The following is a 21,365-nucleotide window of genomic DNA, read 5'->3' as shown; positions in this document are numbered from 1 at the left end:
CACGAGGTTCCCCATGAACAACCCTGATCGTCGTTTCCACGTCGCCGTCGTCGGTGCCACCGGTGCTGTCGGCGAAACCATGCTGGCCATCCTGGCCGAGCGTGATTTCCCGATCGCCACCCTGAGCCTGCTCGCGTCCTCGCGCTCGGCCGGCGGCGAGATCGAGTACAAGGGCGAGAAGATCAAGGTCCAGGACCTGTCCGATTTCGATCCGACCGGCGTGGATATCGCGCTGTTCTCGGCCGGTGGCAGCGTCTCCAAGGAGTTCGGTCCCAGGTTCGCCGCGGCCGGCGCGGTGGTGATCGACAACTCCTCGGCCTTCCGCTACGACGACGACGTGCCGCTGGTGGTGTCCGAAGTGAACCCGGAGGCATTGAAGAACCGTCCCCGCGGCATCATCGCCAATCCGAACTGCTCGACCATGCAGATGCTGGTGGCGCTGGCTCCGCTGCATCGCCAGTACGGCATCCAGCGCATCAACGTGGCCACCTACCAGTCGGTGTCCGGCGGCGGGCGTTCGGCGTTGGAGGAACTTGGCAAGCAGACCGGCCAGCTGCTCAGCTTCCAGGAGATCGACCCGCAGCGCTTCCCGGTGCAGATCGCCTTCAACCTGATCCCGCACATCGACGACTTCCAGGACAACGGCTTCACCAAGGAAGAAATGAAGCTGGTGTGGGAGACCCGCAAGATCCTCGGCGACGACAGCATCCTGGTGAACCCCACCGCCGTGCGTGTGCCGGTGTTCTACGGTCACTCCGAAGCGGTCACCATCGAAACCCGTGACAAGGTCACCCCCGACGCCGCACGTGAACTGCTGTCGCGTTCGCCGGGCGTGGAAGTGGTCGACCGGCATGAGGCCGGCGGCTATCCGACGCCGGTCACGCATGCGTCGGGCAACGATGCGGTGTATGTCGGCCGCATCCGCGAGGATCTGTCGCATCCGCGCGGACTCAACCTGTGGATCGTGTCGGACAACATCCGCAAGGGCGCTGCGCTCAACGCCGTGCAGTTGGCCGAGCTGGTTGCCGCCGAAGGTTGAGCGGGTGGGCGGCGGCGGCATGGGGATGCCGCCGACCGCACCACATGAATCATCGCCGATCACGGGGGGAGCCGTTATATTGGCCGCCATGAAGAACCGGGCTCCGGGCGCATTGCGCCCGCTCAAGTATGTGTCGACGCTGCTGCTGGCCCTGGCCAGCAGCTCCGCCCTGGCCCTCGGCCTGGGCGATATCCGTGTGCTGTCCAAGCCCGGCCAGCCACTCCTGGCAGAGATTCCGGTGATTTCGGCCGATCCAGCGGAACTGGAACAGCTTCGGGTCTCGCTGGCGTCGCCGGCCACCTTCGCCCGCGTCGGGCTGGAACCGCCCAGTGGCCTGGTCAGCGAGCTGCAGTTCGAGCTGACCCGCAATGCGCAGGGCCGGGCCGTGGTCCGCGTAAGCAGCCATGCGCCGGTCGCGACAGCGTCGCTGAACTTCCTGATCGAGGCTGATTGGGGGCAGGGCAGGCTGGTGCGCGAGTATTCGGCGCTGGTCGATGCGCCCAACAGCGCCGCCGCCGTTGCCGAGCCGGAGATCGTCGCGCCTGCCGGCGCCCTGTCCAATGCCATCGTGCGTGAGCCGGCCCCTGCGCCAGCCGTGGTGCCGCCGGCCGCTGCTGCGGCGGCCCCCGCGCCGCGGACGGCGGCGGCCGCACCGCGCCCCACCGTCAACCGTCCGCCGGCCCCGGCCGCCCTGGGCGCCGAGGGCATTACCGTCCAGCGCGGCCAGACGCTGTCGCAGATCGCCGCGACAGTCGCACGCGAGCAGGGCGTCAGCCGCGACCAGGCGATGATCGCGCTGCTGCGCGCCAACCCCGAGGCCTTCATCCGTGGCAACGTCAACCTGCTCAAGCAGGGCGCGGTGCTGCGCGGTCCGGCCGGCAACGGCGGCGCGGCCATCGATCCCGGCGAGGCGGCTGCGATCGTGCGTGAACATACCGCCCAGTGGCGCCAGTCGCGCGCAGCGATTCCGCAGCCGGCCGACACCGCCGCCAGTGCACCGGCCCCTGCCAGCGCTGCCGCTGCCACGCCGCCGCGCCAGGGGGCCCGTCTGGAAATCGCGCCGGCCGTCGCCGCTGCCGACCACACCGCAGGAACAACCACCGGCACCGCCGCCGGCAGTGAGGGTGACATGCTGGGCAACGAACAACTGCGTCAGGCCAAGGAAGATGTCGCCACCCGCGATGCCGAGATCCAGGAGCTGCGCAACCGGGTGGCCGAACTGGAGAAGCTCAAGACCCAGCAGCAGTCACTCATCGCAATGAAGGACAGCGACCTGGCGGCTGCCCAGCAGCGTCTTGCGCAGGCGCCGTCGCCACGCGACAGCAGTGGGGGTGGGTGGTACTGGCTGGGTCTGGTCGTCCTGGTGCTGGGCGTGGTCGGCTGGCTCTTCGGTCGCCGTCGCAAAGCCTCACCGTTGCCGCCGCTGTCGCGTGACGGCCTTGACGGTGCCGCACTTGCCGCCGCCGTGCCGGCCGCCGATTACGTGGATGAGCTGGCCGCGCAGCAGCGCCTGGCCGACGAAGACGACAACGTACACGTCGCCGCGCTGGACGAAGCGCCGCTGGCCGACGACCTGCGCCGCGAGCCGGTGTTCGCGCTGGCGCCGGTGACCGGCGACAGCCCGGCCGTGGACGAGGACGAGGTGGTCGCCGAGGCCGCGCCCGAGGCCGCGCCGGTGCTGCCGGGCCCGCCGGCGCATGCGCTGGAAGCGGCGGCGCAGCCGTCCTTCCGTGGCGTGTTCGAGTACCCGGCCGAGCCGGTGTCCGACGCCGACCCGACGGACATCGCCGCCGCAGGCCACGATGCGATCGAGGCAGGGGACGCGCCTGCCGATGGCACCGTGTTCGGGCCCGCGCCGGGACGCGACCGCCTGGAGCTGGCGATCGCCTACCTGGACCTGGGCGACGCCGAAACCGCGCGCACGCTGCTGCAGGAAGTCGCCGTGGGCGCGGACCCGCACATGCAGGCCGAAGCGCGCGAGCTGCTGGCGCGCCTGGGATGAACGACGCGTTTGCCCGTCGTTTCCCCGCTTGATTCCCGGGCCGACGCCGGCCCGGTTCCCCGACGAAACAGAGGTTGAGCATGCGCTACGCGTTGGGCGTGGAATACGACGGCAGTGAGTACAAGGGCTGGCAGCAGCTGGGCGAGAGTGGGTGTCCCAGCGTGCAGGCCAGCCTGCAGGAGGCGTTGTCCTCGGTGGCCGATGCACCGATCCAGGTGACGTGCGCCGGCCGCACCGATGCCGGCGTGCACGGCGAATGCCAGGTGGTCCATTTCGATACCGACGTGGTGCGCGATCCGCGCGGGTGGACCTTGGGCACCACGACCCGGTTGCCGCGTTCGATCGCCGTGCGCTGGTGCGTGCCGGTGGCCGACGACTTCCACGCACGCTTCTCGGCCCGGGCGCGGCGCTACCGCTATCGGCTGCTCAACCGTCAGGTGCGGCCGGCGCTGTACCGCCAGACCCTGAGCTGGGAACGTCGCCCGCTGGACGCCGGGCTGATGCACGCGGCTGGCCAGGCGCTGCTGGGCGAGAACGACTTCAGTGCCTTCCGCAGCATCCAGTGCGAGGCCCTGCATGCCCGCCGCGAGCTCCAGGCGATCAGCGTGGTCCGCCACGATGAGGTGGTGGAGGTCTGCGTTCAGGCCAATGCATTCCTTCATCACATGGTGCGCAATATCGTCGGCTCACTGATTCTGATCGGTTGTGGGGACAAGCCGGTGTCGTGGATGGCCGAGCTGCTGGCTGGCCAGGACCGCACCGTGGCCGGTCCCACCGCCCCCCCGCAGGGACTGGTGTTCGTTGGCCCCCTGTATCCCGACAACTGGCATCTGCCCGCCGAGGTCACCTTATGAGCCGCTCCTTCTATCGCACCCGCATCAAGTTCTGCGGCATGACCCGGGCCGGCGACGTCCGCCTGGCCGGCGAGCTGGGCGTGGACGCGGTCGGCTTCATCTTTGCCCGCGAGAGCAGACGCCGCGTCGCGCCGGCTGAGGCCCGCGCAATGCGCCAGGCCATCGCGCCGATGGTGGACGTGGTCGCGCTGTTCCGTGACAACACCAAGGAGGAAGTCCGCGAAGTGCTGCGTACCGTGCGGCCAACCCTGCTGCAGTTCCACGGCGACGAGGACGAGTCGTTCTGCCGCAGCTTCAACATGCCCTATCTGAAGGCCGTGGCGATGGGCGGGCGCGACGACGTCAACGCCCGTCAGCTGCAGCTGCGCTATCCCGGCGCGGCCGGCTTCCTGTTCGACAGCCACGCACCGGGCGGTGGCGGCGGCACCGGCGTCGCGTTCGACTGGACACGTCTGCCCACCGGCCTGCACCGTCCCTTCCTGCTGGCCGGTGGCATCACCCCGGACAACGTATTCGATGCCATCGTCGCCACCCTGCCGTGGGGTGTGGATGTGTCCAGCGGCATCGAAACCGAACCGGGCATCAAGGACGGCTACAAGATGCGCAAGTTCGTCGAGGAAGTGCGCCGCGCCGACTGCCACGAGGCGGATTAGCCTCCACGGCGGCATTCGACGGCAGCGCCCGACCGTGGGCCGGGAGACCGGTTCACGTCAGTTGTCCGGCCAACCAGTCCGCCAAGGCGTCCACCCGCGCATCCTGGGTCCCCTCCGGCGTTGCCAGCACCCAGAAGCCGCCGGTGGCGGCGAACCCCCACGGTGCGAGCAGCCGCCCTGCCGCCAGGTCGTCGGCCACCAGCGGTTCGGGGGCGATCGCCACGCCCAGCCCGGCCACGGCCGCTTCCAGCAGGTAGTACAGATGCTCGAACCCGGTGCCCAGTTGCAGGCGCGCCGGGTCCAGTCCCTGCGACGTTGCCCACGCCGGCCACGCCTGCGGGCGTGAGGTGGTCTGCAGGAGCGTTTCGTCCAGCAACGCGTGCGGCGGCTTCCCGCGCAGGCGCGCAGCGGCAGGGTGCTGCGGACTCACCACCACGCCGACCCGTTCCGGTGCCAGTGCGCGCACCCGCCAGCCGCGGGGCCACGGCGGTTGCGCCAGCAGCAGGATGGCATCCAGCGCCTGCTGGTCGGCGGTGAAGCTGCCATCCTGCGCCGACCAGTGCAGCGGCAGCCCGGGCAGGGCAGCCTGCAGTGCCTGCAGCCGCGGAATCATCCAGCGCGCCAGAATGCTGCCACTGCAGCCGAGCACCAGCGGCCCCGGCCGTTGCTCGCGACTGATCACCGCAACCGCGTCGCGGATCTGCGCGAAAGCGCCCTCACAGGCGGTCTGCAGCACGGTGCCGGCGGGGGTCAGCCGCAGTCCGCGGCCGTCGCGCACGAACAGGGCCACGCCCAGGACGTCTTCCAGCACGCGCAACTGGCGGCTGATTGCCCCATGCGTCACGTGCAGCGACGCGGCCGCGCGGCCCACGCCGCCGAGCCGGGCCGTTGCCTCGAAACTGCGCAGGGCGTTGAGCGGGGGCAGGGGGGAGGTGATCATGTGAGTTTTCCTGACAGGTCATGGCAGATATTGTCGATATTACTGTCATGACCCGTGCGTTAAAGTGTCAGCCTGTCTCCACCGGTTGTCGCGCCATGTCCTCCACCCCCGCATCCCCCATCGCCGATTTCCATGCCTATCCGGATGCCCAGGGGCATTTCGGCCGTTACGGCGGCAGCTTCGTCGCCGAAACCCTGATCGGGCCGCTGCAGGAGCTGGCCGCCGCCTATGACGAGGCGCGCCGCGATCCGGCCTTTATCGCCGCCTACGACAAGGACCTCACCCACTACGTGGGCCGGCCGAGTCCGATCTACCACGCCGAACGCCTCAGCCGTCAGGTCGGTGGCGCACAGATCCTGCTCAAGCGCGAGGACCTGAACCACACCGGCGCGCACAAGATCAACAACACCATCGGCCAGGCGCTGTTGGCCGCGCGCATGGGCAAGAAGCGCATCATCGCCGAGACCGGTGCCGGCCAGCATGGCGTCGCCAGCGCCACCGTGGCGGCGCGGCTGGGCCTGGAATGCGTGGTGTACATGGGCGCCACCGACATCGAGCGGCAGAAGATCAACGTCTACCGCATGAAGCTGCTGGGCGCGACGGTGGTGCCGGTCACCTCCGGGTCGGCCACGCTCAAGGACGCGCTCAATGAAGCGATGCGCGACTGGGTCACCAACGTGCGCGATACCTTCTACATCATCGGTACCGTCGCCGGGCCGGACCCGTATCCGCGCATGGTGCGTGATTTCAACGCCATCGTCGGGCGCGAAGCGCGCGCGCAGATGCTCACCGACTACGGCCGCCTGCCCGATGCGATCACCGCCTGCGTGGGCGGTGGCAGCAACGCGATCGGCCTGTTCCATGCTTTCCTCAACGATCGCGATGTGCGCATCGTCGGCGCCGAGGCCGCCGGTGACGGCATTGAAACCGGTCGTCATGCGGCCTCGATCGCGGCCGGCCGCCCGGGCGTGCTGCATGGCAACCGCACTTATGTGATCTGCGACGACGACGGGCAGATCATCGAAACCCACTCGGTTTCAGCCGGCCTGGACTACCCCGGCGTGGGCCCGGAGCACGCCTTCCTGGCCGATGCCGGTCGCGCCGAGTATGTCGGTATCACCGACGACGAAGCATTGGCCGCGTTCCATCAACTGGCCCACAGCGAGGGCATCCTCGCCGCGCTGGAATCCAGCCACGCGGTCGCCCAGGCGATCAAGCTGGCGCGCGCGCTGCCCAGCGACAAGCTGGTGCTGTGCAATCTGTCCGGTCGGGGCGACAAGGACGTGCACACCATCGCCGCGCGCGAGGGTCTGATGCTGTGACCCCCCTGCTGCGCCAGGGAAGTGCGCTGCTGATCGTGGTCGGCCTGACCGGCTGTACCCCGCCGGACCCGCCGGTGCTGCCGGCCGCGCCTGCGGCGCCCGCGGCGATCGCACCGGCACGGATGCCGGCAAGCAACGAAGACGACATTGCCAACCGCCCGATCGAGGACGACCCGGCGCCCGAACCGGCCGTCGAGCCGGTTGCCCCCGACGCCGCGGCTCCGGCGGTGGTCTCGGTCGCCCTGGACCATGCCGGCGACATCGTGATCGGGCAGCGCTTCAGCGTGACCGATGCCGATGACCAGTGGCATTCGGCGGGTCTGAGCGAGGGCGGGGCGCCCGGCAGCTGCGAGTTCTATGAGCGCGGCAGTCTGCCCGAGGGCGTTTCGATGATGGTCCAGGATGAGCACGTACTGCGTTTCGACCTGGCGTTGCTGGACGGATCGGGCGAGACCATCACCCAGCCCGGGCCGTTCGGGCTGCGCCTGGGCATGTCGCGCGAAGACGCCCTGCGGCGCCTGCCCGGCGGCAGCACCGTGCAGCCGCATGCCTATGTCCCTGACGCGGGCGAGTACCTCACCTGGCAGGACCCGGGCTCGGATCTGGCGATCCGGCTGGAGATCGTCGATGGGGCGATAACGAAGATGTACTGGGGCGCCAGCGGCGCCGTTGAAACGTTCGAAGGATGTGCCTGACATGAGTGTGGACCGTATCGATGCCTGTTTTGCCCGTCTGCGCGCCTCCGGCCGCAAGGCGCTGATTCCTTTCATCACCGCGGGTGACCCGGGCCTGGAGGCGACCGTGCCGGTCATGCACGCATTGGCTGCCGCGGGGGCGGACGTGATCGAACTGGGCGTCCCGTTCTCCGACCCGATGGCCGACGGACCGACCATCCAGCGCAGCTCCGAGCGCGCCTTGGCGCGTGGTGCAGGGCTGCGCTACGTACTGGAGACCGTGGCTGCCTTCCGCCATGACGACGCTGCCACCCCGGTGGTACTGATGGGGTATCTGAATCCGGTCGAGATCCACGGCACCGCACGCTTTGCCGAGGCGGCGATCCGCGCCGGCGTGGACGGTGTGCTGCTGGTGGACCTGCCGCCGGAAGAGGCCGACGAAACCCGCAGCATCTTCGCGGCCGCAGGCCTGGCCCTGATCCTGCTGGCCTCGCCGACCACCGCCGATGCACGGCTGGACACCCTGTCCACGATGGCCCAGGGCTACCTGTACTACGTCAGCTTCGCCGGCGTCACCGGTGCATCCGACCGCCTGGACAGCAGCGCCGCCAGCGCCCGCCTGCGCGACCTGCGCCAGCGCTCCCACGTGCCGGTGGTGGCCGGTTTCGGCATCAAGGATGCGGCCAGTGCGGCGGCGATGGCGGTGGAGGCCGATGGTGTCGTGGTCGGCAGCGCCCTGGTTGCCGCCCTGGCCGGGACCGGTGATGCCGCTGCCGCCGCGCACGTGGCCCGGACGTTCCTGCAACCGCTGCGCGAGGCGCTGGACGTGCGGTAACGCCGGCCGCCGCGCCCCCTCGAACGTACGCCCCAGCACGGTTTTCACGCCCGCTTTACTGCACGGGCAGGGGGTCCCGGGCACCGTACGGGTGAGCTAGACTGTCGGCCTTTGCGGCCCCCGGGCCGCCCTGAACGGAAGTAGCATCCCGCATGAGTTGGCTCAGCAAGTTGATGCCGTCTGGCATCCGCACCGACAACGTCCCCAGCAAGAAGCGCAGCGTCCCCGAGGGCCTGTGGGAGAAGTGCAGCAGCTGCGGAAGCGCGCTCTACCGTCCCGAGCTGGAGGAGAACCTCGAGGTCTGCCCCAAGTGTGGCCATCACATGGCCATCCGCGCACGCGCGCGTCTGGCGGCGCTGTTCGACGTCGACAGCACCACCGAGATCGGCGCGCGCCTGGGCCCGACGGACCTGCTCAAGTTCAAGGACCAGAAGAAGTACAGCGAACGCATCAAGGCCTCGCAGAAGAACACCGGCGAGTACGACGCGCTGATTGCCATGCAGGGCCTGATGAAGGGCCGCCCGCTGGTGGCCTCGGCCTTCGACTTCGCCTTCATGGGCGGTTCGATGGGCTCGGTGGTGGGGGAGCGCTTCTCGCTGGCCGCCGAAAAGGCGCTGGAGATCGGTGCGCCCTACGTGTGCTTCTCCGCCAGCGGCGGCGCGCGCATGCAGGAAGGCCTGTTCTCGCTGATGCAGATGGCCAAGACCTCGGCCGCGCTGGGTCGCCTGCGTGATGCCGGCCTGCCGTACATCTCGGTACTGACCCACCCGACCACCGGTGGCGTGTCGGCGTCGTTTGCCATGCTGGGCGACATCAACATCGCCGAACCGCAGGCGCTGATCGGCTTCGCCGGTCCGCGTGTGATCGAGCAGACCGTGCGCGAAAAGCTGCCCGAAGGCTTCCAGCGCTCGGAGTTCCTGCTGGAGCATGGGGCGATCGACCAGATCTGCGATCGCCGCGAAATGCGTGACCGTCTGTCCGAGCTGCTGGCCATGCTGGGCCGCCAGCCCGCGCCTGCCGCGGACGCCGCTGCCTGATGGGCGCGCGCAGGTATTTCGGCACCGACGGCATCCGCGGTCGGGTCGGCCAGGGGGTGATCTCGGCCGATTTCGTGCTGCGCCTGGGCAACGCGCTCGGTCGCGTGCTGACCGCGCGCAACGGCCATCGGCCGGGCCACCGCCCGGTGGTGGTGATCGGCAAGGACACGCGCATCTCCGGCTACATGTTCGAAGCCGCGCTCGAGGCGGGGCTGGTTGCCGCCGGCGCGGACGTGCAGCTGCTGGGGCCGATGCCGACCCCGGCCGTCGCGTTCCTGACCCGCACGCTCGGGGCCGACGCCGGCATCGTCATCAGCGCCTCGCACAACCCGCATTACGACAACGGCATCAAGTTCTTCTCCGCCGATGGCGAGAAGCTCGATGACGCCACCGAGCTGGCACTGGAAGCAGCGCTGGACGAACCGTTCACCACTGCCGAATCGGACCGTCTCGGCAAGGCCATGCGCGCCCGGGACGCGGTGGGCCGCTACATCGAATTCTGCAAGGCCAGCGTGCCGCGTGCCTTCGACCTGCGCGGGTTGAAGATCGTGCTCGACTGCGCCCACGGCGCCACCTACCACATCGCGCCGCTGCTGTTCCGCGAGCTCGGTGCGGAGGTGGTCGCCATCGGCGCCGAGCCGAACGGTGTGAACATCAATGACGGCGTCGGGTCGATGCACATCGACAACCTTGCCGCCAAGGTGCGCGAGACCGGTGCGGATCTCGGCATCGCGTTCGATGGCGACGGCGACCGCGTGCTGATGGCCGACGACCAGGGCAATCCGGTCGATGGCGACGACCTGCTGTACGTGCTGGCGCCCTCCTGGCGCGGCAATGGACGCCTGCGCGGTCCGGTGGTCGGCACGTTGATGACCAACTTCGGGCTCGAGCAGGCGATGGAGCGGCTGGGCATACCGTTCCTGCGCAGCAACGTCGGTGACCGCTACGTGCACCAGGCGCTGGTCGAAGGCGGTGGCGTGCTCGGCGGTGAGGCCTCCGGTCACCTGCTGTGCCTGGACCGCGCCACCACGGGCGACGCCATCGTCAGCGCACTGCAGGTGCTGGAAGTGCTGCGGCGTGAGAATACATCGCTGCGGCAGGCGCTGTCGGGCCTGCACAAAGTGCCGCAGAAGACCGTCAACGTGCGTCTGGCCGGTGTCTCGGCCAAGGCCGTCGTGCAGTCCGACAGCGTGCAGGCCGCGCTCGCGGCCGCGCAGCAGTCGGTGCAGGGCCGCGGTCGTGCGTTCCTGCGGCCGTCGGGGACCGAGCCGGTGGTACGCGTGACCGTCGAAGCGGACAGCAGCGACCTGATGCAGGCCACGCTGGACAACCTGTCCGATGCGGTGAAGGCCGCCGCAGCGGCCTGACATGTCGCAGGCGGCGCAAACGAAGAACCCGGCCTCGGCCGGGTTTTTTCGTGGCGCACGCGTTCGTTTCCGGGCCGTTACGGCCCCGGCGCCATCTTCTTCTGTTTCGCCTTGAAGCGGTTGAACAGCGGCGCGATCAGCGGGTGGTAGCTCAACGCGATCCGCTTGCGCAGCCAGCGTGCCGGACGGTTGCGGATGGCGAAGCGATAGATGTGGCCAGGATCGCCGCCCACCACATTGCGGCCGAACGGATGGGTGGTATGCAGGTGGGTGAAGCCCTGTTGCCGTGCGATCGCCACGTAGTCCTCGTCGAAATCGCCGTACGGCCAGCACAGCGTGTCCGAGACGCTGCCAAGCTCCTGCTGCAGCACCGCGCGCGCGCGCGACAGGTCGCTCTCGATACCCACGCATTTCTGCGCCCGGCTGATCGCCTGCTTCATCCAGCGCGTATGCGTATGGGTGTGGCAGTGCACTTCGAAGGTGCCGGCGGCGATCATCGCGCGCGCCTCGCTCCAGCGCATCATCACCGAGTCGGCGCGGTCCTGTTCCAGGATCGCCGCTTCGCAGCCGCGATGGTCCGGTGTTGCCGGCAGGGTCGCGCCGGTCTGGCCGGCATGCGGCCGTTCCGGGCCATCGCCCATCCAGCCGGTCACCACGAACACCACCGCGTGCATGCCGTACTTGAGCAGGATCGGGTGCGCGTAGACCCAGTTGTCCAGGTAGCCGTCGTCGAAGGTGATCACGATCGACTTGCGCGGCACCGGCTGGCCGGCGAGGAAGCCGGCGTACTGCTCCAGCGTCAGCGAGGTCCAGCCGTCGGCGGCCAGCCACGCAATCTGGCTTTCGAAGTTCTCCGGGGACACGGTGATCATGCCCGGCGAGGGCGATACATGGTGATGCATCAGCACCGGGACGGATCTAGCGTTGGCCATGCCCAAGTTCCTTCAACCACTGGTGGTAATAGTGTTCGGTCGCTTCGGTGTGGCCGGCCGGCGTGAAGCGCTGCGCGCTGTGCATCCATTCCCAGCCGGCGCGGCCCATGCGGCGGCGCTCCTGCGGGTCTTCGACCAGCGTCTGCAGCGCGTGCGTCAGCGCGGCCGGGTCGCCAAGCGGCGCGAGCATAGCATTGCTCCCTTCCATCACCATTTCCGGCACGCCACCCACCCGCGTGGCCACGATCGGCACGCCGACGTAAGCTGCTTCCAGGAACACGGTGCCGGCCGCTTCCTTGTGGCTGGCCAGCGCGAAGATGTCGAAGGCGGTCATCAGCCGGCACGCGCCGAGGCGGTAGCCCAGCAGGTGCACCTGGCTGGCGATGCCCAGTTCCGCGCGCAGCGCCAGCAGGCGGTCCATCACCGGCTGTCCGTCGCCGACGATCACCAGCTGCAGGTTGCGGTGGCGGCGGCAGAGCGGGGCGATGGCGTGCAGCAGGTCGGCGTGGCCCTTCGGCTCACGCAGCACCGCCACGCAGCCGACCACGATCTGGTCGTCGTCGAAACCGAGTTCGCGCCGCACCTCGGTGCGGGTCTCCTGCAGGCACTGCCACGGATCGTCCTTGTTGATCTGCGTCCACTGCGGCGGGACCGCGATCGGCGGCACGATGCCGATCCGCTCCCCGGCGATGCCGCGCGTCACCAGCAACTGCTTCACGAAGCTGCTGACGGTCAGGACCCGGTGCGGCAGGCCGGTGTAGGTCAGCAGTGAGTTGACCGGGCTCATCAGGTGACGCGAGCGCACCACCAGGGGCGTGCCGCCCAGGCGCGCTCCGGCAGCGGCGATAAGGCTGTCGCGCCGGCTGGTCGTGTTGACCACGTGGTAGCCGTGGCGTCGCACCAGTCGCGAGACCGTGCCGATGCCGCGCAGCAGGCGCAGCAGGCCGCCCATCTTCAGGGTGTGCACGGTAAACCCGGCTTCCCGTGCGATTTCGCCGAGCCGCGCGCCGGGTTGGCACAGCAGCGACACGTCATGGCCGCGCTCGCGCATGGCCAGCATGTGCCGGTAGATGTAGATCTCCTGACCGCCAAAGCCTTTGGCCGCTTCGGTATGCAGGATCTTCAGCGGGATGACGCGGTGGCCGGCAGCCTCCGCGCCCGCCGCGAGGGCCTGAGCGTGGGGATCGGCGACGGGCGGACCGGCGTCGGCCTGCCGGGGGCTGCCAGCGAAGGAAGAGGGCTCAGCGGGAACCGGCGAGGTGGCGTCCATAGGGCGGATCGAGTGCTGCAGCAGAGGAGGGGACGCGTGGCGGCGGCAGCGTCGTTGGCCCGTTCACACAGCCCGGGTGGCGCGCATTGTATCGGCTTGTATCAATGTATCGGTGGCGGCATGAGCCCGATCTGTCACAATGTTCAGCCGGGCCACAGGTGCGGCCCTTCGTCCATCCAAGAACAAGCCAGGTAACGCTGTGAGCCAGATTCCGACCCTCGACATCACCCGTTTCGACAGTGACCGCGACGCCTTCGTTGCAGAGCTGGGCGCGGCCTACCGCGAATGGGGTTTCGCGGGCATCCGCAACCACGGCATCCCGCAGGCCGACATCGATGCGGCCTACGACGTCTTCAAGGCCTTCTTCGCTCTGCCGGAGGAGACCAAGCGCCAGTACCACGTGCCGGGCAGCGGTGGCGCCCGCGGCTACACCCCGTTCGGCGTGGAAACCGCCAAGGGCTCCCAGCACTTCGACCTGAAGGAGTTCTGGCACATCGGCCGCGAGATCCCGGACGATTCCAAGTACCGTGACGTGATGGCCCCGAACCTGTGGCCGTCCGAGGTTCCCGGTTTCCGTGAGCGCGGTTACGGCCTGTACCAGGCCCTGGACAACCTGGGCTCGCGGGTCCTGTCGGCGCTGGCGCTGCACATCGGCCTGCCGATCGACTTCTTTGCCGACAAGACCAACAACGGCAACTCGATCCTGCGCCCGATCCACTACCCGCCGATCACCGCCGAGAACATTCCCAACGTGCGCGCCGGCGCACACGGCGACATCAATTTCATCACGCTGCTGGTCGGTGCCAGCGCGGCGGGGCTGGAAGTGCAGTCGCACGAAGGCAAGTGGGTGCCGTTCACCTCCGACGCGGACACCATCGTGGTCAACATCGGCGACATGCTGCAGCGCCTGACCAACCATGTGTACCCGTCCACCATCCATCGCGTGGTCAATCCCCCGGGCGAGCAGGCGCGCCAGCCGCGTTACTCGGTGCCGTTCTTCCTGCACCCCAACCCGGACTTCCTGATCGACGTGCTGCCGACCTGCATCACCCCGGACAACCCGAGCCGCTACCCGGAGCCGATCACTGCCCACGGCTTCCTGGAAGAGCGCCTGCGCGAGATCAAATTGAAGTAATCGCCCCCCCGACCCAACCAGTGGGTACCGACCGGTGGTCGGTACGCCCCCGGAAAGGCCACCGTCATGGTGGCCTTTTTGTTTACGGCGCTGGAGCAGAAGCGCGGCTGTCTGATGCTGTCGGGAGGGGCCTCGGCCCTGCGCGATAGCAAACAAACAGCCGCGCCCTGCGCGCCAAACCCGGCCACAGATCATTATCCATTTGAAATGTAAGCGTTTTCGGCGGGACGCTGATTCGTTACATCCGGTATCATTGCCCGTTGATACCCAACTGGAGCCCCGCCATGCGCCGCAAGATCGTCGCCGGTAACTGGAAGCTGCACGGCAGCCGCCAATTCGCCACCGACCTGGTCAGTGACCTGGTCGCCAGCCTGCCGTGCGATGGGGTGGAGGTGGTCATCCTGCCGCCCCTGCCGTACCTGGGCGAACTGGTCGAGGACTTCGAGGGCCGGGCCATCGCCTTTGGCTCCCAGGACGTGAGCTCCAACGAGAAGGGCGCCTACACCGGCGAGGTCTCGGCCTCGATGCTGGCCGAGGTCGGCGCCCGCTATGGCCTGGTCGGCCATTCCGAGCGCCGGCAGTACCACAATGAATCCAGCGAGCTGGTGGCACGCAAGTTCGCCGCCGCTCTGCATGCCGGCCTGGTCCCGGTGCTCTGCGTGGGCGAGACGCTGGAGCAGCGCGAGGCCGGCCAGACCGAGCAGGTCATCGCCGCCCAGCTGGCCCCGGTGCTGGCCCTGGTGGGCCCCTCCGGCTTCCAGCATGCCGTGGTCGCCTATGAGCCGGTCTGGGCCATCGGCACCGGCCGGACCGCCAGCAAAGAGCAGGCCCAGCAGGTCCATGCCTTCATCCGTGGCGAAGTGGCCAAGCTGGATGCTAGAATCGCTGATTCGTTGCCGATCCTTTACGGCGGCAGCGTGAAGCCCGACAACGCTGGGGAACTGTTCGCGCAGCCCGATGTCGATGGTGGGCTGGTGGGCGGCGCCTCCCTGGTGGCCGCGGACTTCCTGGCCATCGTCGATGCGGCGGCCGGGCGCTAACAAGATAATGTGCCGACCGACCGTCGGCGCGACATGTCCGAGGACGGATTCGAAATGCTGATGTTGATCCTCAATGTGGTCTACGTGCTGGTGGCGGTGGCCATGATCGCGCTCATCCTGATGCAGCGTGGTTCCGGCGCGGCCGCGGGTTCGGGTTTCGGCGCGGGCGCCTCGGGGACCGTGTTCGGCGCGCGCGGCGCGTCCAATTTCCTGTCCAAGTCGACCAAGTGGCTGGCCGTGGTGTTCTTCGGCATCAGCCTCTTCATGGCCTGGTACGCCAGCCACGGCTCGCGCCCGGCAGCGCAGCAGGACCTGGGCCTGATGTCGGCCCCGGTGGAAAGCGTGCCGGCAGCGCCGGCAGGTGAGTTGCCGGCCGTGCCGAAGGCCCCGGCAGCACCCGTCCAGACCCCGGTCCAGCAGCCGGTTCCGCAGGCCACTGTGCCGGCTGAGGCGGGAGCGAAAACTTCTGGTGAAGAAAAGCCTTCGGAAGGCACCCAGAATCGCTGAAGACGGTTACAATATGCGGCGCATTGGGAAGTAACCCCCGGTGCGATCGTAAGCCCAGGTGGCGGAATTGGTAGACGCACTACCTTGAGGTGGTAGCGACGAGAGTCGTAGGGGTTCGAGTCCCCTCTTGGGCACCATTGTTTGTAAGCGGATTTCGTCTGGCGCGCACGGCGCCAGGGTGCGGAGTCCGTCCACTCCCCCATGCCAAAGCGCCTGCAGGCGCAGCGGCAGAGGCAAGAGAGAATCGCTGTGCTGGCCGAATATTTGCCGTCTCTGCTGTTTCTGATCGTTGCCACCGGTATCGGCGTTGCGCTGATGCTGGTCGGCCGATTCCTCGGTCCACGACGTCCTGATCTGGAAAAGCTCTCGCCGTACGAGTGCGGCTTCGAGGCTTTCGAGGACGCGCGCATGAAGTTCGATGTGCGCTACTACCTGATCGCGATCCAGTTCATCGTATTTGACTTGGAAATCATTTTCATCGTGCCTTGGACCCAGGTCTTCATGGAACTGGGTGCGCGTTCGCTGGTCACGATGGGCCTGTTCGTGGGCATGCTTTTCCTCGGTTTCATTTACGTCTGGAAGAAGGGAGCGCTGGAATGGGAGTGATTCAGACTCTCGATGGCCTGATGAACAACCCGGTCCCGGAAGGGCGGGTCGACGACATCCTGCGCCCCGAAGGCGACAACCCGCTGCTCGAAAAGGGCTACGTGACCACCAGCGTCGATGCGCTGTTGAACTGGGCGCGGACCGGCTCGATGTGGCCGATGACCTTTGGTCTGGCCTGCTGCGCGGTGGAGATGATGCATGCCGGCGCGGCGCGCCTGGATCTTGACCGCTACGGCGTGGTGTTCCGCCCGTCGCCGCGTCAGTCCGACGTGATGATCGTGGCCGGCACCCTGGTCAACAAGATGGCCCCGGCGCTGCGCAAGGTCTACGACCAGATGCCGGACCCGAAGTGGGTCATTTCGATGGGCAGCTGTGCCAACGGTGGCGGCTACTACCACTACTCCTATGCAGTAGTGCGTGGTTGCGACCGCGTGGTCCCGGTGGACGTCTACGTTCCCGGGTGTCCGCCTACCGCCGAAGCGCTGGTGTACGGGATCCTGCAGCTGCAGAAGAAGATCTGGCGTACGCAGACCATCGCCCGCTGACATTCCTCCTGACAAGAGCACGCCAAGCCCCCATGGCAGAGCAAGCATCCTTCATCGACCGACTCTCCGCACGCTTTGCCGGTGCGCAGGTCTTCGTGGTCGAACCCCGCGGCGAAGTGACGCTGGAAGTGCCCGCCGCTGACTGGCATGCCACCGCCCTGGCGCTGCGCGACGAATTCGGTTTCGAGCAGTCCGTCGACCTGTGCGGCCTGGACTACCTCGGCTACGGCAGCGACGAATGGGATACGGCCGACGTGTCGTCCCAAGGCTTCAGCCGCGGCGTCGAGGGCAAGTCCGTCGGTCGTTTCGCATGGGGCGAGTTCCCCACCCGCGAAACCAGCGATGGCGCCCAGCCGCAGCCGATCCCGCTGCAGCGTTTCGCCGTGGTCGCCCAGCTGCGTTCCTACCAGCACAACCTCACCATGCGCATCCGCTGCTTCGCGCCGAATGAGGAACTGCCGGTGGTCGCGTCGCTGACCAGCGTCTGGCCGGGCCTGAACTGGTTCGAGCGCGAAGCGTTCGACCTCTACGGCGTGATCTTCGAAGGTCACCCGGACCTGCGCCGGATCCTGACCGATTACGGTTTCGTCGGCCATCCGTTCCGCAAGGATTTCCCGCTGATCGGCAACGTCGAAGTGCGCTACGACGAAGAGAAGAAGCGCGTGATCTACGAGCCGGTGACCTCGGTGGAGCCGCGTGTCGGCGTGCCGCGCGTGATCCGTGACGATGCCCGTTTCCAGACCGCTGCCGGCGAAAGCGCGCAGACGGAGGCAGTAAAGTGAGTGAATTCCACCAGGCCAGCCAGGCCTTTGCGAGCAATCCCGCCGAAAGCCGGCAGGAAATCCGCAACTACACGATGAACTTCGGCCCGCAGCATCCGGCCGCGCACGGTGTGCTGCGCCTGATCCTGGAAATGGACGGCGAAACCATCATGCGTGCCGACCCCCATGTGGGCCTGCTGCACCGTGGTACCGAGAAGCTGGCCGAGTCCAAGCCCTTCAACCAGTCGATCGGCTACATGGATCGCCTGGATTACGTGTCGATGATGTGCAACGAGCACGCCTACGTGCGCGCGATCGAAACCCTGATGGGGATCGAAGCGCCCGAACGCGCGCAGTACATCCGCACCATGTTCGACGAAATCACCCGCATCCTGAACCACCTGATGTGGCTGGGTTCCAACGCGCTCGATCTGGGCGCGATGGCGGTGATGCTGTACGCCTTCCGTGAGCGTGAAGAGCTGATGGACTGCTACGAAGCGGTCTCCGGCGCGCGCATGCACGCGGCCTACTACCGTCCGGGTGGCGTCTATCGCGACCTGCCGGATCGTATGCCCAAGTACAAGGAATCGCGCTGGCACAAGGGCAAGGCCCTGAAGAACCTCAACGCCGCGCGCGAAGGGTCGCTGCTCGATTTCCTCGAGAACTTCACCGTCGAGTTCCCCAAGCGTGTCGACGAGTACGAGACCCTGCTGACCGACAACCGTATCTGGAAGCAGCGTACCGTCGGCATCGGCGTGGTCAGCCCGGAACTGGCCCATGCGTGGGGCATGACCGGGGTGATGCTGCGTGGCTCGGGCATTGCCTGGGATCTGCGCAAGAAGCAGCCGTACGCCAAGTACGATGCCGTCGAGTTCGACATTCCGCTGGGCAAGGAAGGCGACTGCTACGACCGCTACCTGGTCCGCGTGGCCGAGATGCGCGAGTCCAACCGCATCATCAAGCAGTGCGTGCAGTGGCTGCGTGCCAACCCCGGCCCGGTCATGGTCAAGAACTTCAAGGTCGCGCCGCCCAGCCGCGAGGACATGAAGGACGACATGGAAGCGCTGATCCATCACTTCAAGCTGTTCAGTGAAGGCTACTGCGTCCCCGCCGGCGAAACCTACGCTGCGGTCGAAGCGCCCAAGGGCGAGTTCGGCTGCTACCTGATGTCCGATGGCGCCAACAAGCCGTTCCGCGTGCACCTGCGCGCGCCGGGTTTCGCCCATCTGTCCTCGATCGACTCGGTCGTGCGCGGGCACATGCTCGCCGACGTGGTGGCCATGATCGGCACCTACGACCTGGTGTTCGGTGAGGTGGACCGGTGATCCCGGCCGCATGCACGATGCCTGACACCCGCCGGCTTCTGCCGGCGCTGCAGGTTCTGGTCTTTCACGATTTGGTATTCGCTGAGGTCGGCCGATGAAGGCGACAGGTAATTTCGAGGCGGCGCGCGACGTCGACCCGATGGTGGTGTTGAGCGACAAGACGCGCGCGCACATCGATCACTGGCTGGCCAAGTTCCCGCCGGATCGCAAGCGCTCGGCCGTGTTGCAGGGCCTGCATGCGGCACAGGAACAGAACCAGGGCTGGCTGACCGACGAGTTGATCGCCGGCGTCGCCAGGTATCTGGATCTGCCGCCGGTGTGGGCCTATGAGGTTGCCAGCTTCTACTCGATGTTCGAGACCGAGAAGGTGGGCCGCCACAACGTCGCCTTCTGCACCAACATCAGCTGCTGGCTGAATGGCGCCGAGGACCTGGTTGCGCACGCCGAGAAGAAGCTCGGCTGCAAGACCGGCCAGTCCACCGCCGACGGCCGCGTCTACCTCAAGCGCGAAGAAGAATGCCTGGCTGGTTGCGCCGGTGCGCCGATGATGGTCATCAACGGCCATTACCACGAGCGCCTGACCGTCGAGAAAGTCGACGAGCTGCTGGACGGGTTGGAGTAAGACATGGCACATCATCACGCACCCACGGGTCCGGTCGGTCCTGCGCCGCTGCCGCACCAGGTGGTCTACACCACGCTGCACTACGACACCCCGTGGTCGTACGAAAGCTACCTCAAGACCGGTGGCTACGCCGCCCTGCGCAAGATCCTCGAAGAGAAGATCTCGCCGGAACAGGTCATCGAGATGGTCAAGCAGTCCAACCTGCGCGGCCGCGGTGGCGCCGGCTTCCCGACCGGCCTGAAGTGGTCCTTCATGCCCAAGGGCACCATGCAGAAGTACATCCTCTGCAACTCGGATGAATCCGAGCCGGGCACCTGCAAGGATCGCGACATCCTGCGCTACAACCCGCATTCGGTCGTGGAAGGCATGGCAATCGCCTGCTACGCCACCGGCAGCACCGTGGGCTACAACTACCTGCGCGGTGAGTTCCACCACGAGCCCTTCGAGCACTTCGAGCAGGCCCTGGCCGACGCGTACGCGAACGGCTGGCTGGGCAAGAACATCCTCGGCAGCGGCGTGGACATCGACATCTACGGTGCGCTCGGTGCCGGCGCTTACATCTGCGGCGAAGAAACCGCGCTGATGGAGTCGCTGGAAGGCAAGAAGGGCCAGCCGCGCTACAAGCCGCCGTTCCCGGCCAACTTCGGCCTGTACGGCAAGCCGTCGACGATCAACAACACCGAGACCTATGCCTCGGTGCCGGCGATCATCCGCAACGGCCCGGAGTGGTTCCAGAGCCTGAGCCTGACCAAGAACGGCGGTCCGAAGATCTTCTCGGTTTCCGGCTGCGTGCAGAAGGGCGGCAACTTCGAAGTGCCGCTGGGCACCACTTTCGACGAGCTGCTGGAAATGGCCGGCGGCCTCAAGCCGGGTCGCACCCTGAAGGGCGCGGTTCCGGGCGGTGTGTCGATGCCGGTGCTCAAGGCCGAAGAACTCAAGGGCCTGCAGATGGACTACGACACCCTGCGTGCCTTGGGCACCGGTCTGGGCTCGGGCGCCATCGTGGTGCTCGACGACAGCGTCTGCTGCGTCAAGTTCGCCTGCCGCATCTCGCAGTTCTTCCACAAGGAATCCTGTGGCCAGTGCACCCCGTGCCGCGAAGGCACCGGCTGGATGCACCGCGTCCTGGAACGCATCGTTGCCGGCAAGGCCACGATGGAAGACCTGCACCAGTTGAAGGCAGTGGCCGGCCAGATCGAAGGCCACACCATCTGCGCGTTCGGTGAAGCGGCGGCATGGCCCATCCAGGGCTTCCTGCGCCAGTTCTGGGACGAATTCGAGTACTACATCGTCAACGGTCATTCGATGGTTGACGGCAAGAAGGTGGAGGCAGCCGCTGCATGAGCGCGCAACCCGTAAATCCGAGCGTGCCACCGGATCATGTGACCGTCGAAATCGACGGCCAGTCCCTGGTCGTGCCCAAGGGCTCGATGATCATCCAGGCCGCCGACAAGGCCGGCATTCCGATCCCGCGCTTCTGCTACCACGAGAAGCTGCCGATCGCGGCCAACTGCCGCATGTGCCTGGTCGACGTCGAGAAGTCGCCCAAGCCGGCGCCGGCCTGCGCCACGCCGGTCATGGATGGCATGAAGGTCGCCACCCGCAGTGAGAAGGCACTGAAGTTCCAGCGCTCGGTGATGGAGTTCCTGCTGATCAACCATCCGCTGGACTGCCCGATCTGCGATCAGGGCGGCGAGTGCGAGCTGCAGGACGTCTCGCTCGGCTACGGTCGTTCGGTGAGCCGCTTCAACGAGCGCAAGCGCGTGGTGCCGGACGAGGACATGGGCCCGCTGGTCGCCACCGAGATGACCCGCTGCATCCAGTGCACGCGCTGCGTCCGCTTCACCGCCCCGGGCCTGAACCGTTCCCGGCCAATTGCGTCTTGCGCACCGTGGATGA

22 protein-coding genes and 1 tRNA gene are annotated in these 21,365 nt (G+C 67.4%); 20 read left to right on the top strand and 3 right to left on the bottom strand.

Features of this window, described 5'->3' with window-relative positions; all coding sequences use genetic code 11:
• The first annotated feature begins 13 nt into the window (after nucleotides 1-13).
• The 4 genes from ACPEH1_RS04100 (at nucleotide 14) to ACPEH1_RS04085 (ending at nucleotide 4,548) form a co-directional block, all read left to right on the top strand.
• On the top strand, nucleotides 14-1,039 hold the full coding sequence (locus ACPEH1_RS04100; RefSeq protein WP_017354297.1) for an aspartate-semialdehyde dehydrogenase: 1,026 nt from the start codon (nucleotides 14-16) through the stop codon (nucleotides 1,037-1,039).
• A gap of 88 nt (nucleotides 1,040-1,127) precedes the next feature.
• Nucleotides 1,128-3,041 carry a FimV/HubP family polar landmark protein gene (locus tag ACPEH1_RS04095; RefSeq protein ID WP_313241791.1) on the top strand — a complete coding sequence of 638 codons (1,914 nt, stop codon included), beginning with the start codon at nucleotides 1,128-1,130 and terminating at the stop codon, nucleotides 3,039-3,041.
• An 80-nt stretch (nucleotides 3,042-3,121) separates the two neighbouring features.
• Nucleotides 3,122-3,895 (top strand): tRNA pseudouridine(38-40) synthase TruA, encoded by a 774-nt coding sequence (truA, locus tag ACPEH1_RS04090; protein ID WP_017354643.1) that lies wholly within the window; start codon nucleotides 3,122-3,124, stop codon nucleotides 3,893-3,895.
• Nucleotides 3,892-4,548: a phosphoribosylanthranilate isomerase gene (locus ACPEH1_RS04085; RefSeq protein WP_017354644.1), complete on the top strand. Its 657-nt coding sequence runs from the start codon at nucleotides 3,892-3,894 to the stop codon at nucleotides 4,546-4,548. The genes truA and ACPEH1_RS04085 overlap by 4 nt, the downstream gene beginning before the upstream one ends.
• A 52-nt stretch (nucleotides 4,549-4,600) precedes the next feature.
• Here ACPEH1_RS04085 and ACPEH1_RS04080 read toward each other — a convergent pair whose 3' ends face one another.
• The gene (locus ACPEH1_RS04080) at nucleotides 4,601-5,488 is read right to left on the bottom strand and encodes a LysR family transcriptional regulator (RefSeq protein WP_017354645.1); all 888 of its coding nucleotides are present in this window, start codon (nucleotides 5,486-5,488) and stop codon (nucleotides 4,601-4,603) included.
• 95 nt (nucleotides 5,489-5,583) lie between these two features.
• On the opposite strand from ACPEH1_RS04080, the gene trpB reads away from it, so the two are divergent.
• The 5 genes from trpB (at nucleotide 5,584) to glmM (ending at nucleotide 10,723) form a co-directional block, all read left to right on the top strand.
• Nucleotides 5,584-6,810, top strand: a complete 1,227-nt coding sequence (gene trpB, locus ACPEH1_RS04075; RefSeq protein WP_017354646.1) for a tryptophan synthase subunit beta — start codon at nucleotides 5,584-5,586, stop codon at nucleotides 6,808-6,810.
• A complete protein-coding gene (locus ACPEH1_RS04070) occupies nucleotides 6,807-7,505 on the top strand; it encodes a hypothetical protein (protein ID WP_017354647.1) in 699 nt (232 codons plus the stop codon). Before trpB ends, ACPEH1_RS04070 begins: the two co-directional genes overlap by 4 nt.
• Nucleotide 7,506: 1 nt before the next feature.
• The gene (gene trpA / locus ACPEH1_RS04065) at nucleotides 7,507-8,319 is read left to right on the top strand and encodes a tryptophan synthase subunit alpha (RefSeq protein WP_017354648.1); all 813 of its coding nucleotides are present in this window, start codon (nucleotides 7,507-7,509) and stop codon (nucleotides 8,317-8,319) included.
• A 152-nt stretch (nucleotides 8,320-8,471) separates the two neighbouring features.
• Nucleotides 8,472-9,356: an acetyl-CoA carboxylase, carboxyltransferase subunit beta gene (gene accD / locus ACPEH1_RS04060; protein WP_017354649.1), complete on the top strand. Its 885-nt coding sequence runs from the start codon at nucleotides 8,472-8,474 to the stop codon at nucleotides 9,354-9,356.
• Entirely contained in the window at nucleotides 9,356-10,723 is a 1,368-nt protein-coding gene (glmM, locus tag ACPEH1_RS04055) for a phosphoglucosamine mutase (protein ID WP_153165183.1), read from the top strand. The genes accD and glmM overlap by 1 nt, the downstream gene beginning before the upstream one ends.
• A 77-nt stretch (nucleotides 10,724-10,800) precedes the next feature.
• Here the strand turns inward: glmM and ACPEH1_RS04050 are convergent, their stop codons facing one another.
• Both ACPEH1_RS04050 and ACPEH1_RS04045 read right to left on the bottom strand, forming a co-directional pair.
• Nucleotides 10,801-11,655 (bottom strand): polysaccharide deacetylase family protein, encoded by an 855-nt coding sequence (locus tag ACPEH1_RS04050; RefSeq protein WP_017354651.1) that lies wholly within the window; start codon nucleotides 11,653-11,655, stop codon nucleotides 10,801-10,803.
• The gene (locus tag ACPEH1_RS04045) at nucleotides 11,642-12,925 is read right to left on the bottom strand and encodes a glycosyltransferase family 4 protein (protein ID WP_423715310.1); all 1,284 of its coding nucleotides are present in this window, start codon (nucleotides 12,923-12,925) and stop codon (nucleotides 11,642-11,644) included. Before ACPEH1_RS04045 ends, ACPEH1_RS04050 begins: the two co-directional genes overlap by 14 nt.
• 199 nt (nucleotides 12,926-13,124) lie before the next feature.
• Between ACPEH1_RS04045 and ACPEH1_RS04040 the strand changes: the two genes are divergently transcribed.
• The 11 genes from ACPEH1_RS04040 to ACPEH1_RS03990 form a co-directional block, all read left to right on the top strand.
• Nucleotides 13,125-14,060, top strand: coding sequence for an isopenicillin N synthase family dioxygenase (locus tag ACPEH1_RS04040; RefSeq protein ID WP_136003216.1), 936 nt, complete (start codon nucleotides 13,125-13,127; stop codon nucleotides 14,058-14,060).
• Nucleotides 14,061-14,344: 284 nt separating this feature from the next.
• Nucleotides 14,345-15,100: a triose-phosphate isomerase gene (tpiA, locus tag ACPEH1_RS04035; RefSeq protein WP_423715309.1), complete on the top strand. Its 756-nt coding sequence runs from the start codon at nucleotides 14,345-14,347 to the stop codon at nucleotides 15,098-15,100.
• 54 nt (nucleotides 15,101-15,154) lie between these two features.
• Nucleotides 15,155-15,607 (top strand): preprotein translocase subunit SecG, encoded by a 453-nt coding sequence (gene secG, locus ACPEH1_RS04030; RefSeq protein WP_026070542.1) that lies wholly within the window; start codon nucleotides 15,155-15,157, stop codon nucleotides 15,605-15,607.
• Between the two features lie 52 nt (nucleotides 15,608-15,659).
• A tRNA-Leu gene (locus tag ACPEH1_RS04025) sits at nucleotides 15,660-15,744 on the top strand.
• A gap of 112 nt (nucleotides 15,745-15,856) precedes the next feature.
• A complete protein-coding gene (locus ACPEH1_RS04020; RefSeq protein WP_026070543.1) occupies nucleotides 15,857-16,213 on the top strand; it encodes an NADH-quinone oxidoreductase subunit A in 357 nt (118 codons plus the stop codon).
• The gene (locus ACPEH1_RS04015) at nucleotides 16,204-16,758 is read left to right on the top strand and encodes a NuoB/complex I 20 kDa subunit family protein (RefSeq protein WP_017354657.1); all 555 of its coding nucleotides are present in this window, start codon (nucleotides 16,204-16,206) and stop codon (nucleotides 16,756-16,758) included. The genes ACPEH1_RS04020 and ACPEH1_RS04015 overlap by 10 nt, the downstream gene beginning before the upstream one ends.
• Before the next feature lie 32 nt (nucleotides 16,759-16,790).
• Nucleotides 16,791-17,540, top strand: a complete 750-nt coding sequence (locus tag ACPEH1_RS04010) for an NADH-quinone oxidoreductase subunit C (RefSeq protein WP_017354658.1) — start codon at nucleotides 16,791-16,793, stop codon at nucleotides 17,538-17,540.
• Nucleotides 17,537-18,844, top strand: a complete 1,308-nt coding sequence (locus tag ACPEH1_RS04005; protein WP_017354659.1) for an NADH-quinone oxidoreductase subunit D — start codon at nucleotides 17,537-17,539, stop codon at nucleotides 18,842-18,844. Before ACPEH1_RS04010 ends, ACPEH1_RS04005 begins: the two co-directional genes overlap by 4 nt.
• Before the next feature lie 94 nt (nucleotides 18,845-18,938).
• The gene (gene nuoE / locus ACPEH1_RS04000) at nucleotides 18,939-19,466 is read left to right on the top strand and encodes an NADH-quinone oxidoreductase subunit NuoE (RefSeq protein ID WP_017354660.1); all 528 of its coding nucleotides are present in this window, start codon (nucleotides 18,939-18,941) and stop codon (nucleotides 19,464-19,466) included.
• A gap of 3 nt (nucleotides 19,467-19,469) precedes the next feature.
• Entirely contained in the window at nucleotides 19,470-20,810 is a 1,341-nt protein-coding gene (gene nuoF, locus ACPEH1_RS03995) for an NADH-quinone oxidoreductase subunit NuoF (RefSeq protein WP_017354661.1), read from the top strand.
• Nucleotides 20,807-21,365, top strand: a 559-nt coding sequence (locus tag ACPEH1_RS03990; protein WP_423715308.1) for a 2Fe-2S iron-sulfur cluster-binding protein, incomplete at its 3' end; no start/stop codon positions are given. The genes nuoF and ACPEH1_RS03990, both read left to right, overlap by 4 nt.

It is taken from the genome of Stenotrophomonas sp. NPDC077421 (assembly GCF_049545505.1).
Classification (GTDB): Bacteria; Pseudomonadota; Gammaproteobacteria; order Xanthomonadales; family Xanthomonadaceae; genus Stenotrophomonas; species Stenotrophomonas nematodicola.
Note: the sequence above shows the minus strand (reverse complement) of the source record. Positions and strands in the feature narration are given on the sequence as shown.

Bases quoted from the DNA above. Each gene is read 5' to 3' on its own strand.
- ACPEH1_RS04100 (WP_017354297.1), top strand. From the start codon at position 14: ATGAACAACCCTGATCGTCGTTTCCACGTCGCCGTCGTCGGTGCCACC.
- ACPEH1_RS04095 (WP_313241791.1), top strand. From the start codon at position 1,128: ATGAAGAACCGGGCTCCGGGCGCATTGCGCCCGCTCAAGTATGTGTCG.
- truA (WP_017354643.1), top strand. From the start codon at position 3,122: ATGCGCTACGCGTTGGGCGTGGAATACGACGGCAGTGAGTACAAGGGC.
- ACPEH1_RS04085 (WP_017354644.1), top strand. From the start codon at position 3,892: ATGAGCCGCTCCTTCTATCGCACCCGCATCAAGTTCTGCGGCATGACC.
- ACPEH1_RS04080 (WP_017354645.1), bottom strand. From the start codon at position 5,488: ATGATCACCTCCCCCCTGCCCCCGCTCAACGCCCTGCGCAGTTTCGAG.
- trpB (WP_017354646.1), top strand. From the start codon at position 5,584: ATGTCCTCCACCCCCGCATCCCCCATCGCCGATTTCCATGCCTATCCG.
- trpA (WP_017354648.1), top strand. From the start codon at position 7,507: ATGAGTGTGGACCGTATCGATGCCTGTTTTGCCCGTCTGCGCGCCTCC.
- accD (WP_017354649.1), top strand. From the start codon at position 8,472: ATGAGTTGGCTCAGCAAGTTGATGCCGTCTGGCATCCGCACCGACAAC.
- glmM (WP_153165183.1), top strand. From the start codon at position 9,356: ATGGGCGCGCGCAGGTATTTCGGCACCGACGGCATCCGCGGTCGGGTC.
- ACPEH1_RS04050 (WP_017354651.1), bottom strand. From the start codon at position 11,655: ATGGCCAACGCTAGATCCGTCCCGGTGCTGATGCATCACCATGTATCG.
- ACPEH1_RS04045 (WP_423715310.1), bottom strand. From the start codon at position 12,925: ATGGACGCCACCTCGCCGGTTCCCGCTGAGCCCTCTTCCTTCGCTGGC.
- tpiA (WP_423715309.1), top strand. From the start codon at position 14,345: ATGCGCCGCAAGATCGTCGCCGGTAACTGGAAGCTGCACGGCAGCCGC.
- secG (WP_026070542.1), top strand. From the start codon at position 15,155: ATGCTGATGTTGATCCTCAATGTGGTCTACGTGCTGGTGGCGGTGGCC.
- ACPEH1_RS04015 (WP_017354657.1), top strand. From the start codon at position 16,204: ATGGGAGTGATTCAGACTCTCGATGGCCTGATGAACAACCCGGTCCCG.
- ACPEH1_RS04010 (WP_017354658.1), top strand. From the start codon at position 16,791: ATGGCAGAGCAAGCATCCTTCATCGACCGACTCTCCGCACGCTTTGCC.
- nuoE (WP_017354660.1), top strand. From the start codon at position 18,939: ATGAAGGCGACAGGTAATTTCGAGGCGGCGCGCGACGTCGACCCGATG.
- nuoF (WP_017354661.1), top strand. From the start codon at position 19,470: ATGGCACATCATCACGCACCCACGGGTCCGGTCGGTCCTGCGCCGCTG.